Origin of the sequence: Bacillus hominis (assembly GCF_018332515.1) — a bacterium.
Lineage (GTDB): Bacteria > Bacillota > Bacilli > Bacillales > Bacillaceae_G > Bacillus_A > Bacillus_A hominis.
This window is the reverse complement of the sequence record NZ_BOQD01000608.1, coordinates 1-907: the sequence shown is the minus strand read 5'-3', so window position 1 is coordinate 907 and position 907 is coordinate 1. Positions and strand designations below refer to the sequence as shown.

At 30.7% G+C, this 907-nt stretch carries 1 protein-coding gene; it reads left to right on the top strand.

The window, feature by feature from the left end; genetic code table 11:
- Positions 1–29 precede the first annotated feature (29 nt).
- Positions 30–907 (top strand): pPIWI_RE module domain-containing protein (locus KI356_RS27605; protein ID WP_212937052.1); only part of this gene is annotated, 878 nt, incomplete at its 3' end.

The window sequence follows — 907 nt, the reverse complement described above, 5'->3', positions numbered from 1 at the left end:
TATAAGTTAAGAGAGGAAGTATTAATAATATGGAAAAATTACGCTTATTAACATTTAAAAATATAGTAGAACCCCTCTATAATGAGAAAGTATCGTATATTTACTTTCCTATTGAATGGCTTGAGATTGTAGAGATACATTATAGAACATTTTTATTAACGAGCAAATTAAAACTTGTAAATGAAAGATTGTATGATATGTTTTCTGATATATTATTCATTCAGCATAATCCATATATATTAGAGGAAGATACACCTTGGATTGTGGCTAAGGAACCAATGAGACAAGAACAGTTAGACTATATTTTCCAAAGCTGGTATGAGGTTATTCATGATTGGAAACCGAATAAATTAATAGATCCACCACATTTAGAATGGCAGTATGATTTAATTAGTAATTTACCAGTATTACATGATAAAAAAACGTTTTCTAAATGGGTACCAGCTCTAATTACTCATATTTTTTGCGAACAACCTTTACGTATGGAAAATAAGAATGAGGAAGAAATATATTTTTCGCCACTGCGATCACAACATGTTTCTGAAGCGATGTCTGAGCCAATTAAAGATGAAGAAACACATGATTATTTCGCTTATGTATATCGGTTTGAATACGTAACTCGTGGAGGTGAGAATATTCCGCTATTAAAAGTATCCATAGGGATTAGGCGGTTTTATCAACAATATAATCATAAAGATATTCCTATACTTTTAGGGCGAAAGCGGAGCCAAATACTGATTTCAACTCCTGAATTTGAATTAAATAAGAAAAAGCAAAGGTTTATAAAGTTAAAAGTGCAACAAGCTGAAAAAGGAATAAAGTGGATTAAACGTTTTAGAAATTTAAAAGATGATTATAGGATAGGGGGAGAAGTTAAATTAGATCACATTCTCCAATGTCCGAAAGA